Source organism: Salinimicrobium sp. TIG7-5_MAKvit (assembly GCF_049569215.1).
Taxonomy (GTDB): domain Bacteria; phylum Bacteroidota; class Bacteroidia; order Flavobacteriales; family Flavobacteriaceae; genus Salinimicrobium; species Salinimicrobium profundisediminis.
This window is the reverse complement of sequence record NZ_CP145903.1, coordinates 3142998-3159312: the sequence shown is the minus strand read 5'-3', so window position 1 is coordinate 3159312 and position 16315 is coordinate 3142998. Positions and strand designations below refer to the sequence as shown.

The 16315-nt window shown below is 40.4% G+C and carries 11 protein-coding genes; 5 read left to right on the top strand and 6 right to left on the bottom strand.

Annotation, left to right across the window (positions count from 1 at the left end; genetic code table 11):
• Positions 1-292: 292 nt before the first annotated feature.
• The 4 genes from uvrA to V5739_RS14180 all read left to right on the top strand — a co-directional run bounded on the left by uvrA (position 293) and on the right by V5739_RS14180 (position 9415).
• Complete coding sequence (uvrA, locus tag V5739_RS14195; RefSeq protein ID WP_423818699.1) at positions 293-3124, top strand: excinuclease ABC subunit UvrA; 2832 nt, start codon at positions 293-295, stop codon at positions 3122-3124.
• Between the two features lie 19 nt (positions 3125-3143).
• A complete protein-coding gene (locus tag V5739_RS14190; RefSeq protein WP_423818698.1) occupies positions 3144-3833 on the top strand; it encodes a TIGR00730 family Rossman fold protein in 690 nt (229 codons plus the stop codon).
• 194 nt (positions 3834-4027) lie between these two features.
• Positions 4028-6838, top strand: coding sequence for a metalloprotease (locus V5739_RS14185; protein ID WP_423818697.1), 2811 nt, complete (start codon positions 4028-4030; stop codon positions 6836-6838).
• A gap of 162 nt (positions 6839-7000) precedes the next feature.
• Positions 7001-9415: an alpha-ketoacid dehydrogenase subunit alpha/beta gene (locus V5739_RS14180; protein WP_423818696.1), complete on the top strand. Its 2415-nt coding sequence runs from the start codon at positions 7001-7003 to the stop codon at positions 9413-9415.
• A 63-nt stretch (positions 9416-9478) separates the two neighbouring features.
• On the opposite strand, the gene V5739_RS14175 is transcribed toward V5739_RS14180, so the two are convergent.
• From V5739_RS14175 to V5739_RS14160, 4 genes are all read right to left on the bottom strand, one after another.
• Positions 9479-10024: a hypothetical protein gene (locus tag V5739_RS14175; protein ID WP_423818695.1), complete on the bottom strand. Its 546-nt coding sequence runs from the start codon at positions 10022-10024 to the stop codon at positions 9479-9481.
• 164 nt (positions 10025-10188) lie between these two features.
• Positions 10189-11700, bottom strand: a complete 1512-nt coding sequence (locus tag V5739_RS14170) for a PH domain-containing protein (protein ID WP_423818694.1) — start codon at positions 11698-11700, stop codon at positions 10189-10191.
• On the bottom strand, positions 11693-12226 hold the full coding sequence (locus V5739_RS14165; RefSeq protein WP_266070589.1) for a PH domain-containing protein: 534 nt from the start codon (positions 12224-12226) through the stop codon (positions 11693-11695). Before V5739_RS14165 ends, V5739_RS14170 begins: the two co-directional genes overlap by 8 nt.
• Positions 12214-13053, bottom strand: coding sequence for a 1,4-dihydroxy-2-naphthoyl-CoA synthase (locus V5739_RS14160; RefSeq protein WP_423818693.1), 840 nt, complete (start codon positions 13051-13053; stop codon positions 12214-12216). The genes V5739_RS14165 and V5739_RS14160 overlap by 13 nt, the downstream gene beginning before the upstream one ends.
• Positions 13054-13188: 135 nt before the next feature.
• Here V5739_RS14160 and V5739_RS14155 point away from each other — a divergent pair, with 135 nt between their 5' ends.
• A complete protein-coding gene (locus V5739_RS14155) occupies positions 13189-13719 on the top strand; it encodes a hypothetical protein (RefSeq protein WP_423818692.1) in 531 nt (176 codons plus the stop codon).
• Here the strand turns inward: V5739_RS14155 and V5739_RS14150 are convergent.
• Together V5739_RS14150 and menD are read right to left on the bottom strand one after the other, a co-directional pair.
• The gene (locus V5739_RS14150) at positions 13698-14537 is read right to left on the bottom strand and encodes a CvfB family protein (RefSeq protein ID WP_266070586.1); all 840 of its coding nucleotides are present in this window, start codon (positions 14535-14537) and stop codon (positions 13698-13700) included. The genes V5739_RS14155 and V5739_RS14150 overlap by 22 nt on opposite strands.
• A 36-nt stretch (positions 14538-14573) precedes the next feature.
• Positions 14574-16304: a 2-succinyl-5-enolpyruvyl-6-hydroxy-3-cyclohexene-1-carboxylic-acid synthase gene (menD, locus tag V5739_RS14145; RefSeq protein WP_423818691.1), complete on the bottom strand. Its 1731-nt coding sequence runs from the start codon at positions 16302-16304 to the stop codon at positions 14574-14576.
• Between the last annotated feature and the right edge of the window lie 11 nt (positions 16305-16315).

The window sequence follows — 16315 nt, the reverse complement described above, 5'->3', positions numbered from 1 at the left end:
CATATACCCTAATTTGGCTCATTATATCTACCACACACAAAAATCTAACTCCTGTTAAGACCATTATGCAGGCTATGACTCAGACAGTAATATTAATCCCATATATTCCAAAACAATTTGCAACAGCTCTTAGCAATTAATTAAGAATATGATATAGGTAAGGCTCAACTGAATAGAAAATTTGTAGGAATAACTTTAACATAATAGGCAGGCAAGTCTTTATCCAGCACTTCTTTACTCTTTTCTCAATAGCTACAGTTTCAGTACCTTTGCAGCCTTGCAAAAAACTCACATGGCAGTTACAGAAGAATACATAGATATACTTGGGGCACGGGTACACAACTTAAAAAATGTAGATCTCAAGATCCCAAGGGAAAAACTGGTTGTAATTACCGGGCTTTCGGGTTCGGGAAAATCTTCTCTCGCATTTGATACCATTTATGCTGAAGGGCAACGTAGGTACATCGAGACCTTCTCTGCCTATGCCCGGCAATTTCTCGGTGGCCTGGAAAGGCCAGATGTAGATAAAATTGAAGGCCTTTCACCCGTTATAGCGATTGAGCAAAAAACAACCAGCAAAAGTCCAAGAAGTACAGTAGGAACAATTACCGAAATTTACGACTTCTTAAGGTTGTTATTTGCCAGAGCCAGTGATGCCTACAGTTATCAAACTGGCGAAAAGATGGTGAGTTATAATGACGAACAAATCGCCAGCTTGATTCTCCAGAATTTTGAAGGAAAAAGAGTGAATATACTAGCTCCTGTAATAAAGTCCCGAAAAGGGCATTACAGAGAGCTCTTTGAGCAAATAGCAAAACAGGGTTTTGTTAAAGTAAGGGTAGATGGAGAAGTTCGGGATATTATAAAGGGAATGAAGCTGGATCGCTACAAGATCCATGATATAGAAATTGTGGTTGATCGCTTAAAAATTTCTTCAAATGACGATTTAAACAAAAGGTTATTTGAAAGTATTAAAACCGCAATGTATCATGGTGATGATGTCTTAATGGTGATGGACCAGGATAATGGCGACATAAAGTACTTCAGTCGAAATTTAATGTGCCCTTCTTCCGGGATTTCGTACCCAAACCCTGAACCTAATAACTTCTCATTTAACTCCCCTAAAGGAGCCTGTCCTGTTTGTAATGGCATAGGTACACTTCATAAAGTAAATGAAAAAAAGATCATTCCAGATCCTTCAATAAGCATAAAAAACGGAGCCCTTGCCCCTCATGGCCCTCAAAAAAAGAACTGGATCTTCAACCAACTTCAGTTAATAGCTGAAAGGTTTGACTTTAGCCTTTCAGACTCCGTGGACAAAATTCCCAAAGATGCATTAAACATGATCCTGTATGGGGGAAAGGAAAAGTTTACTAAAGAATCAAAGACCCTTGGTATAACACGTGAGTATAAGATAGATTTTGAAGGCGTTGCCACTTTTATTGAAGAGACTTACGAAAAAAACGAATCTTCTTCCCTACGGCGTTGGGCAAAGGATTATATGGACAAAATAACATGCCCCGAATGTGAAGGCACGCGCTTAAAAAAAGAATCTCTCTACTTCAGGGTCAATGGAAAAAATATTGCAGAACTGGCTCAAAAAGATATTGTAGATCTTGCCGACTGGTTTAATGATCTTAATGCACACCTTTCAGAAAAACAACAAAAGATCGCCGCTGAGGTTATTAAGGAAATTAGCGTTCGTCTTCAATTTCTAATTGATGTTGGCCTTAATTACCTTTCCCTGAACCGCGGTTCCAAAACCCTTTCGGGAGGAGAAGCTCAAAGAATAAGATTAGCCACTCAAATTGGCTCACAACTGGTTGGCGTACTATATATCCTGGACGAACCGAGTATAGGATTACATCAACGGGACAATGAAAAACTAATTAATTCTCTTACCTCCCTTCGCGATCTTGGGAACTCGGTTATTGTGGTTGAACATGATAAAGATATGATTGAACGCGCCGATTATGTTATAGATATTGGTCCACAGGCTGGCAGGCATGGCGGTGAAATTATAAGCCAGGGCACACCCGACGAGATTAAAAAACACAATACCATCACGGCAAACTACCTCAATGGGAGCATGAAAATCGAGATCCCTAAAGTGAGAAGAGAAGGTAATGGTAAAAAGATCGATCTTAAAGGTGCAACCGGAAATAATCTTCAAAATGTTTCGGTTAGTTTTCCTTTAGGAAAAATGATTGCTGTAACAGGGGTTTCTGGAAGCGGAAAATCAACTCTGATCAACGAAACCCTTTACCCCATCATGAACGCTCACTATTTCAATGGAGTAAAAAAACCTAAGCCATACAAAGGCATTAAAGGGCTGGAGCATATTGATAAAGTTATAGATATCAACCAAACGCCCATTGGTCGCACCCCACGATCTAACCCGGCAACGTACACAGGTGTATTTTCGGAAATAAGGAACATCTTTGCTAAAACACCCGAAGCCCTCATTAGGGGATATAAACCGGGACGTTTTAGCTTCAATGTAAAAGGAGGTAGATGTGAGACCTGTAAAGGTGGAGGCCTGCGGGTCATTGAAATGAATTTCTTACCCGATGTTTACGTAGAGTGCGAAACATGCCAGGGCAAGCGCTTTAATCGCGAGACTCTGGAAATAAGATATAAGGGTAAATCGATAGCAGATGTGCTCGAAATGACCATTAATGAAGCTGTGGTTTTCTTTGAAAATATTCCGAAGATCTATCGTAAAGTAAAAACTATTAAAGATGTTGGGCTGGGTTATATTACTTTAGGGCAACAAAGCACTACCCTATCGGGAGGAGAGGCACAACGCATAAAACTGGCTACCGAACTTTCTAAAAGAGACACCGGGAACACCTTTTACATATTGGATGAACCCACCACAGGTTTGCATTTTGAAGATATCAGGGTCTTGATGGAAGTGTTGAACAGGCTGGTAAACAAAGGAAATACCGTACTCATAATTGAGCATAACCTCGATGTAATAAAAATGGCCGACTACATCATCGACATTGGTTATGAAGGTGGAAGAAACGGGGGAAAAGTAGTAGCAAAGGGAACACCTGAAGAAGTTGCCAAAAACAAAAAAAGCTACACCGCAGCCTTTCTTCAAAAAGAACTAAATTAGTCCGCAATTTGAATTTTTTATGAGAACAGAGACAAGAAATAAAAGCTGGAATGAAATAAAAACAAATGACTCCTGGGCCATTTTTAAGATCATGGGAGAATTTGTCAACGGATACGAAAAATTAAGCCAAATAGGCCCCTGTGTATCAATTTTTGGGTCGGCACGAACAAAGCCAGAACACAAGTTTTATAAACTAACCGAAGAGGTGGCTAAAAAAATCGTAGAACATGGTTATGGGATAATAACAGGAGGTGGCCCGGGAGTAATGGAGGCCGGAAACAAGGGCGCTCATCTTGCCGGAGGAACTTCTGTAGGGCTCAACATCCATCTGCCATTTGAACAACACGACAATCCTTATATTGATAATGATAAGAATATCAACTTTGATTACTTCTTTGTGAGAAAAGTGATGTTTGTAAAGTATTCTCAGGGCTTTGTGGTAATGCCGGGAGGATTTGGAACCTTAGATGAACTTTTTGAAGCAATTACCCTTATTCAAACAAACAAAATTGACAAATTCCCCATCATTTTGGTAGGAAGAGATTTTTGGGGTGGCTTAATCGACTGGGTGAGAAGCACGCTATTAGATAATTTTCAAAACATAAGCAGTGGTGATATCGATATCATCCAGGTTGTAGATACTGCCGATGAAGTCATAGATATTTTAGATAAATTCTATGAGGAATACAACCTAAGTCCTAACTTCTAGGATTTTAAAATAAATGTGATCTTAAAACAGCCTTTTTAACAAGGCTGTTTTTATATTCTCCTGTCAGCTTCTTTGATAATTTTGTTTTTTTTAACTCAGGAAATCTTCCCATAGGTATAGGTTTTACTTCCTGAAATAATATATTGCAGCTCATCTCGTTAATGATTTTTAACCTTATTGTTTACAAAAAAAAATTGAATAAAAAACTTCCACTCTTTTTTCTGTTTGCCCTCCTCTCATTAGCTCTTTTTGGGCAACATAATGTAATCGTTAAAGCAGAACTCAATGATTCTCTGAAGTCTCTGAATATCCAGCAAACCCTGGAGTACAGGAATACCAGCAATGATACACTTCGAGAGGTTTATATGAGTGACTGGATGAACGCGTTTTCAGATACCCGAACTCCCCTGGCTCGCAGGTTCTTTGAAGATTACGATCGTAACTTCCATTTTGCCCGTGAAGATAGAAGAGGAGGAACTACTATAAATTCCATCACAGGAAGTACTTCTAATATCCTAACGTGGGAACGTCCTGAAGAACATCCAGACATCATTAAAATTATTCCTGAAAAACCCATAGCTCCACACGAGAAATACGTTATAAATCTAGACTACGTTATTAAAATTCCCCACAATGAATTTACGCGTTACGGCTACGGAAATAAAGGCAATTATCAACTAAAATATTGGTTCATTGCTCCGGCAATGTACAAGGACAACTGGAAGGTGTACAGTCATAAAAACATGAACGACCTGTACCTTCCAAAGCTGGATTTTGAAGTTGAGCTCACCCTTCCTTCTAACCTGGCTGTTATTTCTGCTTTAAAAAGAGAAAAAATTGTTCCCAACGAAGATAAGAAAACAGTCTTTCTATCAGGACAGGAAAGGTTTGATGCAGAGTTACACCTCACTACCGAGGTCATTTTTGATGATATCAAAGTAGATAGCCTTCACGTGCTAACCAACATTACAGCCAGTGGTGCCAATCCAGGGATGAAATCCATGTATGTAAACAGGATAGTAGATTTTCTCCAGAAAAATCTCGGCTCCTACCCTCATCCTATTATACTGTCTACCCAGCAGGATTATGCTTCAAACCCAGTATACGGTCTCAATCAATTACCTAAATTCTTAAGACCATTTCCCGACGGATTTGGTTATGAACTCAAGCAATTAAAAACCCTTACCGAGAATTATCTCGAAAATTCACTGCTGTTAAACCCCAGGGAAGACAAATGGATCTTTGATGGTATTCAAATATACCTTATGATGGAGTATATGGATCAATATTATCCAGACCTCAAATTATTGGGTAGTTTAAGTGATGTTATTGGCATTCGTTGGTTTCATGCCTCAACACTTGATTTCAATGATCAATACATTCTTATGTACCTGTTCGCTGCGAGAAAGCACATGGACCAGCCCCTAAACGCTCCACAAGATTCTTTAACAAAGTTCAATAAAAACATTGCAAATCCTTTCAAAGCGGGAGTGGGCTTTAGCCTTCTGGATAAATTTCTTGAAGATAATACCGTACCATATTCCATTAAAGAGTTCTTTGAACAATATAAACTGAAAGCAGTTGATGATAAAGATTTTCAGCGCATTCTTACAGAAAATGCTGGTAAAGACATAAAATGGTTCTTTGATGACTACGTCTCTACCAAAAATAAGATAGATTTTAAAATACGAAGTCTTTCCAAAGAGGGTGACTCACTGCGAATTACTTTACGCAACAAAACAGAGACAGACGTTCCTATTCAGGTTTATGGACTTAACAGTAATGAAGTTGTCTACAAAACCTGGGTAGAACATTCTCCCGGGGTTCGCACTGTACACATTCCGGCATCAAGAGTAAAACAGGTCGCTGTTAATCATGAAGGGATTGTACCCGAAATAAACAGGAGAAATAATTACCGAACCGTGGGAGGAATAATGAATCGCCCTCTCCAATTCCGGCTTTTAAAAGATGTTGAAGACCCAAGATACCAGCAGGTATTTTTTATGCCACAGTTTCAATACAACCTTTATGACGGGCTCGCTTTAGGTGTAAAGTTGTATAATAAAACTATTTTAGATCGAAATTTTGAATATAACCTATCTCCTCTATATGCCTCCAGAAGTAAAACATTTGTAGGTAGCGCTGGACTTTCCCACAAAATTTTCTTTGATGAAGATTTATATATGATCAACTACGGGATATCAGGAAGCAGGTTCTCGTATGGATACGACCTCATGTACCAAAGGCTCAATCCATACCTATCCCTGCATTTTAGGGATTCCTATATGAGGCAGAGCCCTAAGGAGAGAATTCTTATACGTAATGTAAACGTATATCGGGATGAAAATGACCTTACAGATCTTGAAGTGCCCGATTATAGTGTATTCAATATAAACTACCTGTACAGTAACCCGGGCTTGGTTACTCATTTCTCAGGTTCAATAGATTTCCAGGTCGCACAACAGTTTAGTAAGTCTTCTTTAACTGTAGAATACCGAAAACTTCTGAAAAATGACCGACAGGTAAATCTTCGTTTTTTTGGAGGAGCCTTTCTTTATAACGATATGCCAAACAGCGATTATTTCAGTTTTGCACTAGATCGTCCTACAGATTACCTCTTTGATTACAGTTACTACGGAAGAAGTGAAACATCAGGTATTTTTAGTCAGCAAATTATCATGGCCGAAGGAGGCTTTAAATCTACCCTTGAGCCACAGTTTGCAAACCAATGGATTAGTACAGTAAACGGAAGCACCACCATTTGGAAGTGGATTTACGCCTATAGTGATGTTGGTGTAATAAAAAACAAAAATCAATCGGCAAAACTCTTATACGATTCAGGAATAAGACTTAGCCTGGTGCAAAATTATTTTGAAATCTTCTTCCCTGTACATTCCAGTGAAGGCTGGGAATTCAATGAAGGTAATTATGACCAAAAGATCAGGTTTATTGCAACTCTCGATATAAAAACTCTGGGAAGGCTTATCACGAGAAAATGGTTCTAAATGATTAGGATTTTCTTAGTGAATCTCCGTATTTTAACGTTTACCTAAAAATATGATAATCAGAAGCCGCTTATTTTATTAAAAAACAATTTTTACTAATTTTTTTTGAATTGTAATTAATCATTGTTTTCGTTACATTTGTGGTAATTTTAAAAACGTGTTATGCAGAGTGAAACTTCCTCAAAAAGTGAAATTTCTTTTGAAGATTTTAGGGCGCAGGTGGTAAGTGATTACAAGTTGGCGGTAACCAGCCGGGAGTGCAGTCTCCTCGGAAGACGAGAAGTACTTACGGGTAAAGCTAAATTTGGAATTTTTGGTGATGGGAAGGAAGTACCACAATTGGCCTGGGCTAAAGTATTCCAAAATGGCGATTTTAGATCAGGTTACTATCGGGATCAAACCTTTATGATGGCTATTGGGGCTCTAAATATTCAGCAGTTCTTTGCAAGCCTTTACGCCACTACAAATATTGAACACGAACCCAATTCTGCAGGTAGGCAAATGGGAGGGCATTTTGCTACCCATAGTCTTGAAGAAGACGGAACATGGAAGAACCTTACCCAACAGAAGAATTCAAGCGCAGACATCTCTCCTACTGCAGGCCAAATGCCCAGACTTTTAGGTCTTGCACAGGCTTCTAAAATTTACAGAAATGTGACAGGTATTGATGCCGATAAATTTTCCAGAAACGGAAATGAAATTGCCTGGGGAACTATTGGTAATGCAAGTACCAGTGAAGGCCTGTTTTGGGAGACCATCAATGCGGCAGGTGTACTTCAGGTACCTATGGTAATGAATGTATGGGATGATGAATATGGAATTTCGGTACATGCGAGACATCAAACTACCAAACAGAATATTTCGGAAGTACTTAAAGGTTTTCAACGAGACAAAGGAGAAAACAATGGGTACGAGATCTTCGCAGTAAATGGCTGGGACTATCCGGCGCTCATAGAAACATACGAGAATGCCAGTCGAATTGCACGTGAAGAACACACACCTGTACTAATCCACGTTCAGCAGCTTACCCAGCCTCAGGGGCATTCTACTTCAGGGTCTCACGAACGTTACAAAAGTGAAGCAAGGCTTCAGTGGGAACGGGAGCATGACTGTAACGTGAAGATGAGGGAATGGATGATTGCTACAAACATAGCAACAGATCAGGAACTTCAAGAAATAGAAAAAGACATCAAGAAGCAGGTGCGTGACGGGAAGAAAGCCGCCTGGGAAGCGCATATGGCTCCTGTAAAAAATAAGGTTAAAGATGTACTCCCTGTACTCCAAAGAGCAGCCGAAAGCAGCAAGAATAAAAGCTTTATTCTTCAGTTAAAGAAGGAACTTCAGGAGAACAGGGAAGCCTTGAAAAAAGATATTCTAGTTGCATCCCGGAAGGCCTTAAGGTATATGAGAGGAGAGAGTTCTCCCGCAAAACAGGAATTGATTCAGTTTATTGACAAGTACACAGAGGAGGTGCGGCCGCAATACAGCAGCCACTTACACAGTACTTCAAAATATAATGCCCTTAATGTACAGCCCGTCGCAGCTTCTTATGGAGAAGATTCTAAAGAAGTAGACGGAAGGCTCGTCTTAAGAGAAAATTTTGACAGCATTTTCAATAAGTATCCTGAAGCCCTCATCTTTGGAGAAGACACAGGAGAAATTGGCGATGTTAACCAGGGTCTGGAAGGTCTTCAGGAAAAGTACGGAAAACTGCGTGTTGCAGATACAGGTATTCGTGAAGCAACAATTTTGGGACAGGGAATTGGGATGGCCATGAGAGGCTTACGCCCTATTGCCGAAATCCAGTACCTCGATTACCTGCTCTACGCACTCCAAATAATGAGTGATGACCTCGCTACCCTTCAATACAGAACGCGTGGTAAACAAAAAGCACCGTTAATTATCAGGACCAGGGGACATCGCCTGGAAGGTATCTGGCACAGTGGTTCCCCTATGGGCGGAATCTTAAATCTTATTCGTGGTATACACGTCCTGGTGCCCCGCAATATGACCAAAGCAGCTGGTTTCTACAACACCTTGCTCGAGAGCGATGAGCCTGCACTAATTGTGGAATCCCTTAATGGTTATCGTTTAAAGGAAAAAATGCCCGTTAATTTAGGTGAGTTCAAAACACCACTGGGCGTAGTTGAAACCATGAGGGAAGGAACAGACATTACCCTTGTTTCTTATGGTTCTACGTTAAGACTGGTAGAACAGGCAGCAAAAGAACTACAGGAAGTGGGTATTGATGCCGAAGTTATTGACGTGCAGTCTTTGCTCCCTTTTGACCTAAATCAGGATATAGTGAAAAGTGTGGCCAAAACGAACCGTTTACTGGTTATAGACGAAGACGTACCAGGAGGAGCTTCAGCGTTTATCGTTCAAAAAGTTATGGAAGAACAAAACGCCTGGAGACATCTCGACAGCAAGCCGCAAACGCTCACTGCAAAAGATCATCGCCCTGCATATGGAACTGACGGTGATTATTTTTCAAAGCCTTCTGTAGAAGACATTTTTGAGAAGGTATATGAGATCATGAATGAAGTAGATCCTGCGCAGTTTCCACAGTTAAAGTAAAACATAATCATACTTAATATAAGAAGCCACGACTGCAATGCACTCGTGGCTTTTTTACATTGATTACTTCCAGTTAAATTCTGAAATTTTTATTCCTCTAAAACAATCATCCTGGCAACCTGCAGGCATATATCCGCAAAGCATCATGACCCCGTCATCATTGGTGTCAAAAAAGACTTTATTGGTCTCGTGATCAACCGTTAGATATTTGGAAAGGCAGGTTGTGTAAAGATGATCAATAGTATATGCAGGTGCCCCTACAGCGTGGCTTCCAAGTTCTTTTTTGGTGTTTTCCTCATAAGTTTCGGTAACAGTTCTCGAACCATCTTCTTCTGAAATTATAAAAGCCACATAATACCGTTTTTTAACCTTTCCTCCCTCTACTTTAATGGTAGTTTCACTCCCATACCCTGTCCAGGATTGTACGAGGATAGTATAAGTATAGGAATTTCCCTGCTCCCGTTTTAAATCTTTCCAGGCTGCTCTACTTTCCCGGAAGTCATATCCATGTTCGCCCTCTACATCAAGTCTATTCTGCATAGTATCTACGCTGCAGGAATTCAACACAAAGGTGACCGATAGTACAAAAATCAAGTATAGCTTTTTCATAGGCAAAAGTTTTACCTGAAAGTTAAATTATACCAATCAGAAAACACAAATATTTAAACAATTAATTTTCAACTCATTACACCGACAAATAACTGAGAAAATGATAATTTTTTGATATCCAGAACTTTGGAAATTGAATACTTAAAAAAGAAATTCAGAAAATTTTACATCCAGGCTTTTTCGGTCACCTCGATCTTGTAAATCAAACAGTTAAGAATAGGCTGCACCTCCTCCATTTTCACCATGGGAAAATCAACATCTCCACCTGCAGAATGGAAGGTAAGGTTTCCCAAACCTCTTTTTTTATACCATAAAGGTTGTGAAACTGAAACTGCCTGCAACCTAAAAACTTCAAGGTATTCTTCCTTCTGCACCCATACTCCCGAATATCTTATTAAAAACTCTTCTGAAATTCCCAGCTGTAGCCTTCTAAAGTAGTAGAAGTTATAAATACAAAGGAGCACAACATATGCTGAAGCTATACCCACAACCCAGCTAAGCATAACAAGTTGGGCATAAAAAAATAAAAACACTGATAGAATGACTAAAGGAATTAATCCCCGGGAGATCCTTCTAATCAATAAATATTTACTCGGTTTAACTCTAAAATTTTCCCGTATTTCGGACTGGTAAAAATAATCTTTGACCTGCTGCACCACTTTAGGCGGTAAACCGGCGATTTTCACCTGATTCTTTTCAAGATCATTCTCACTACTGGCAAGAGAGATTTTTACCTGAAACAGATCCATTTTCTTCTGAATAGGATTTGTGAGCACTTGCAGCAATTGGATTCTGCTGGCCTTTAAATTAACCTTTGTATTGTTACGCAGCCCCATTTCAACCTGTAGGGTGTCCTTATACTTCTGCAAATGAAGTCCAAAATATTTTACAACTGTCTCCCCCACCGTTAACAGCATCCCCACCAGCAATAGAAAAATAATGAAGAGGTATTTACCCTGAGAAAAATACACCTGCGGTTCCTGAAGCTGTGCCGCAAGTTCATCGTTAAACATGAATTGCTCCCTTAGGGTAAAATAAAAAGCCACAATAATACCAACTCCACGAAGATAGTTGGAGGTAAGCCCTAATTTTACAAGCGTCCATAATTGAACCTTATGCTCCCATTGAGGTACAGCCTTTGTTGTAGTTGCAGGTATTTTTTCAGGATCTTCTTCAACTTCTGCGGAAGTTTCAGTACGTTCCTCTTCGGCACGTGCCATGAGTTTTTCGGCCAGGAGATTAGCCTTCTCTTCAGATAGTGCTTTAATCTCGACCTCCTTGTCCTGGCTCCCTGCTGTTTCTACAACCACACTGTACACGCCAATGATGCGTTGCAGAATATTCCTTCGGAAATTTACCTGCTGAATCTTCTCAAAGGGAATATTAATAACGTCAGATGAAAAAACCCCTTTTTGAAGCACAAACTCCTGATTCTTCTCGTCAAGATGAAACTTAAAATTCAGGAAATAAAGGATGCTGTAGCCAAGACTTAGCAATAATACCAGCATAAGTGCCGCGCCGGCAAAAAACAGCATTCGCTGATCTACTTCTTTAAAAGCAAAGTAAAAAACCACCACCCATAAGTTTCTCCCTATATGATAAAGAGAGGTCGCAAAGATCAATACCAGCCCCACGCCAGATTGCCGTTGTGGCTCCGAAAAATTATAATCAGGCATGGTTATAAATTCTTCCTGAAATTTCCTCTTTTAGAGAGGTAGCTGTTTCAGGTTTTATTCCGGGAACACTCACATCGCTACCCGATCCTCCGGCGGTGAATACTTTTAAAGAAGAAATATTCAGAATCTTATCAAGAAAAGACCGCTCTACAGTCACATGCTGAATTCTATTAAAAGGAACAACTGTGGTTTTTTCAAACAAAAAGCCGCGTTTAAAAATTATATCCTGTTCCCGCAAGGCATAACCGCTCTTCTTAACATACATCACGTTGTTAAAAATAGACCATCCAAAAAGCAGAACCAGCAGGATTGCGGCCCAGAAAAGATAAGTGTGAAATTGAGCAGATAAAAAAGTATACCCCAGGAACAATCCCACAGCAAAGAACATAAAGGAGATGCTGGTACCCACCTGCAACTTCACAAGATATTTTTTTGAAATGGGATGCAGCTTCACCTCCTCAACTCTGGGAAGGGAAGCTACTTCCAACTCAAAATTTGAAAATTCTGAAGAGGCTACGGGATCCATTTTTTATCAAAATTAGGTTTTCTTTTTTCCAGAAAAGCGTTTCTACCTTCTTTGGCCTCATCGGTCATATAAGCAAGACGGGTAGCTTCTCCGGCAAACACCTGTTGCCCTACCATGCCATCGTCGGTAAGGTTCATGGCAAACTTCAGCATCTTTATTGAGGTAGGAGATTTAGCCAGGATCTCCTGTGCCCATTCATAAGCCGTATCTTCCAGTTCTTCATGCGGAATTACTGCATTCACCATTCCCATTTCATAAGCCTCCTGTGCCGAATAGTTCCTTCCTAAAAAGAAGATTTCGCGTGCCTTCTTTTGTCCAACTATTTTGGCAAGGTAAGCAGAACCGTATCCTCCATCAAAACTGGTAACATCGGCATCGGTTTGCTTAAAGATCGCGTGCTCTTTACTTGCAAGGGTAAGGTCACAAACTACGTGCAGGCTGTGCCCTCCTCCAACGGCCCACCCCGGCACAACCGCAATCACAGCTTTTGGCATAAACCGAATTAACCTTTGTACTTCAAGAATATTCAGACGGTGCATTCCATCTTCTCCCACATATCCCTGATGTCCACGGGCTTTTTGATCTCCCCCGCTGCAAAAGCTGTAAACGCCATCTTTTGGGGAAGGCCCTTCCGCAGAAAGCAGCACCACTCCTATTGAAGTATCTTCCTGGGCATCATAAAAAGCATCATAGAGCTCACTGGTAGTTTTTGGACGAAAGGCATTGCGAACCTCGGGACGGTTAAACGCAATACGTGCCACGCCATTGCACTTTTGGTAGGTGATATCTTCGTATTCCTTTGCTGTTTTATAATCTGGTTTGGTCATAGTGATCTAATTTTACTCAAAAATAAGGCTTTTATATTTTCCTTGGGGAATAAAACCTGCCGCAAGAAAAGCTTTATCTTTCGGAACAATGAAAAATTTGTACGATTTTTGCTTAGTTAGTATCAAATAGGTAACATGAATAAAATTCTAACCCTTCTTACTTTAATGATTTTTGGTGTAAGTGGCTATTCCCAGGAATTGAATTCTTCAGGTACAAATCCTTTTCCCGAATTTGATCAGGTTAATTTTCCTGCGCCTGAAGAAGTATTTATCAACTACACCAGAATACAGCCAGGACTTTCTGTTCCTGTAAACCATTTCCCCGAAAATCGATTTTCATTAAAAGAAATCAGTTTTGATAAAAAAGTACAGAAGAGGCAGGTGAACCTTATTTCTATGATGGAAAAAGAACGCTATGCAAAAGAAGCGGCTTTAGTTGAAATGGAATCCCCGGCACCTACCATAAGCCAGGGTGAAAAGGCCCTTATAGAAGTTACCAATGACATCAGGGTACACGACCGAAGTTCTAATTATGACATTTTTAGCGGACAAAAGAAAATACCGGCTTATGAAGAAATGCGGTCACCAATATTACAAAGCCCTTACCGCTCCCGTTCAGGCGTAAGAGCTTATGTCTCTCCTTATTACTCTCCTTTTTTAAGGTAGATCCCGTTGTCTTTAATATCAACCTTCCTTTGCTTGTAAAGATTACCAAGGGCACGTTTAAAGCTTTTTTTGCTCATTTGCACCTCTTTTTCAATCTCTGTGGGCGAAGATTTGTCGGTCAATGCTAAAAAACCACCTTTTATTTCAATAAGGTTTAGCAGTTCCTGCGCATTAGGTTCAATACTGCGGTAGCCGGGACGCTGCAAAGTAATATCTATCTTTCCGTCGGGCCGGGTCTTTTTCACATATCCATTAAGCCTGTCGCCAACGTGCAATTTTTGAAAAACTTCATCCTTGTACAGCAAGCCCTTGTGTATCTCGTTCACAATCACATTCCATCCCAATTCAGTAGGATTAGCGATAATGAGCTCTACCTCTTCAAAAGGTTTAATTGTGAGTTCCGAATTGTCTAAAAAGGCATCCAGTTTACTCGACCCAGCCAACCTTTCGGTAAGCTCATCAAGATAGCAGAAAATGAGATAGCGCTCACCCTGCCGCATTTTAACTGCCTGCTCTTTAAAAGGCACAAAAAGGTGTTTTTCGAGGCCCCAATCCATAAAAGCTCCAATCTCGCTCACCTCCACACATTTTAACAACCCGAATTCATCGAGCTTCACAAAAGGTTTAAGGGTTGTTGCCACCGGTCTTTCTTCATGATCCAGATAGACAAAAACGGTGATTTCATCTCCTATTTCAAAAGTTTCAGGTTTGTACTTATTAGGCAACAGTACCTCGTTACCTTCATCATCCTTTAAAAAAAGTCCGGGTTCCGTATCGCGATCTATTTTAAGGGTGTGGTATTCTCCAATGGCAAGCATAAAATAATTTTTGGCAAAGTTACTTATAATAAACGGCTATTTCACGAAGCTAAAATATTCCAGCAACACTTCGTCATTCACCTTTCGAGGCGTGAAAATTTCCAGGACCTTCGGCTGGTCTGAGGTGTCAAAAAAGGCATTTAAGCGCTCCTTTATTTCTTCGGAAGTTCGGGCTTGTGAATATTCAAATCCGTAGAGGTCACAAATAGGTTTCGCATTGAGTTGATGAACGGTTTCAAAATATTTTTCGAAGGTTTCAGTATTCTTATCTCCCGGAAGTATCCTGAATATCCCGCCCCCACCATTATTTAAGATGATTATCCTAAAGTTCTTCGGAATATAATTGTTCCACAGCGCATTGCTGTCATAAAAAAAGCTGAGGTCTCCTGTGATCATCAAAACCGGTGCTTCTGAAACTATTGCAGCTCCCACCGCAGTTGAAGTACTGCCGTCAATCCCGCTGGTCCCGCGGTTACAGTATATTTTTAGGCTCTCTTTCCACCTGAAGAGCTGTGCATACCTGATTGTAGAGCTGTTTGCCAGCTGTACAATGCTATTTTCGGGCACTGCAGGGCAAATAAGCTGCATGGCCTTAAGATCTGAATATGGGATCCTGCCCATGTAATCTTCATGTTTCACCTTTCTTCTGCTTCGCACCTCCTGCCAGTATTGGGCATAATTGCTTTCAGAAATTTTTGTGAGCTGAAAAAACTGGTTAAAAAATGAATTTACTGAAGTCTCGAAATGCTTGTTCAGGCAAAAGAAGGTATTATATGCCTTTTTTGGATCTACATGCCAGTGATGTTTCGGCTGATAGTTCCGTAGAAAAGCTTTGATCTTTTTTGAGACGATCATTCCGCCGAAAGTGAGCAGAATTTCGGGTTGCAGGTTGTCAAAGAGCTGTTCCCTGTCTTCATCTTTTTCAATGGGGCCAATAATGGTATCTATCCGCGTGAAGAATTTCTCCTGCTGCACGTTTGAAGTGGTTTCAGTAAATACAATTACTGAAGGATCATTTGCCAGCCTATCGAGAAATTGCTGCTCTACTAAATTTGGCGAAGACACGCCTACAATCACCATTTTTCTCGCTGCCTTGTTCCAAAGATCGGCATAAGCCTGCAGTTGATTTTGAGAGTAAGTTCTTTCAATGATCTCTGGTAGAATTTGGATGGGATTCACCTCTACGTCTTCTACCGTCTCATAAAGCGGCTCATAAAACGGAACGTTGATATGCACCGGACCCTTTTCTTCTATGGCTTTATTCAGTGCCAGGTTGATCTCCCGCTCGTTGTGCTTCCGACTCTCAAATTGCTTCTGCTGAAGTTTCTTGTCTTTCGCCTCATTTTCCAGCACTAACTCTGAATATAAATTAGCCGAATATAAAATATGGTTCTCGAAAACGTTCTTTTGGCGAATTGTTTGTCCGTCGCCAATGTCAATGCGCTCTACAGGCCTGTCGGCAGAGATCACCACCAATGGAATATCGCTGTAAAAAGCCTCTGCCACCGCCGGATAATAGTTGAGCAATGCCGAACCCGAGGTGCAAACCACTGCAACAGGTTTTTGCAGCTGCTGGGCCATGCCAACAGCTACAAAAGCAGCACAGCGCTCATCTACCACGCTATAAGTCTTTATATTTGGATGATGGGCAAAGCCCGTGGTAAGGGGCGCATTTCTAGAGCCTGGAGAGATCACCACATGATGGATTCCTTTGGCTTCGCAAAGCGCAACAATTGATCTTGCAACAGGTATTTTTGGGTATTTCATTTATCTTGTTT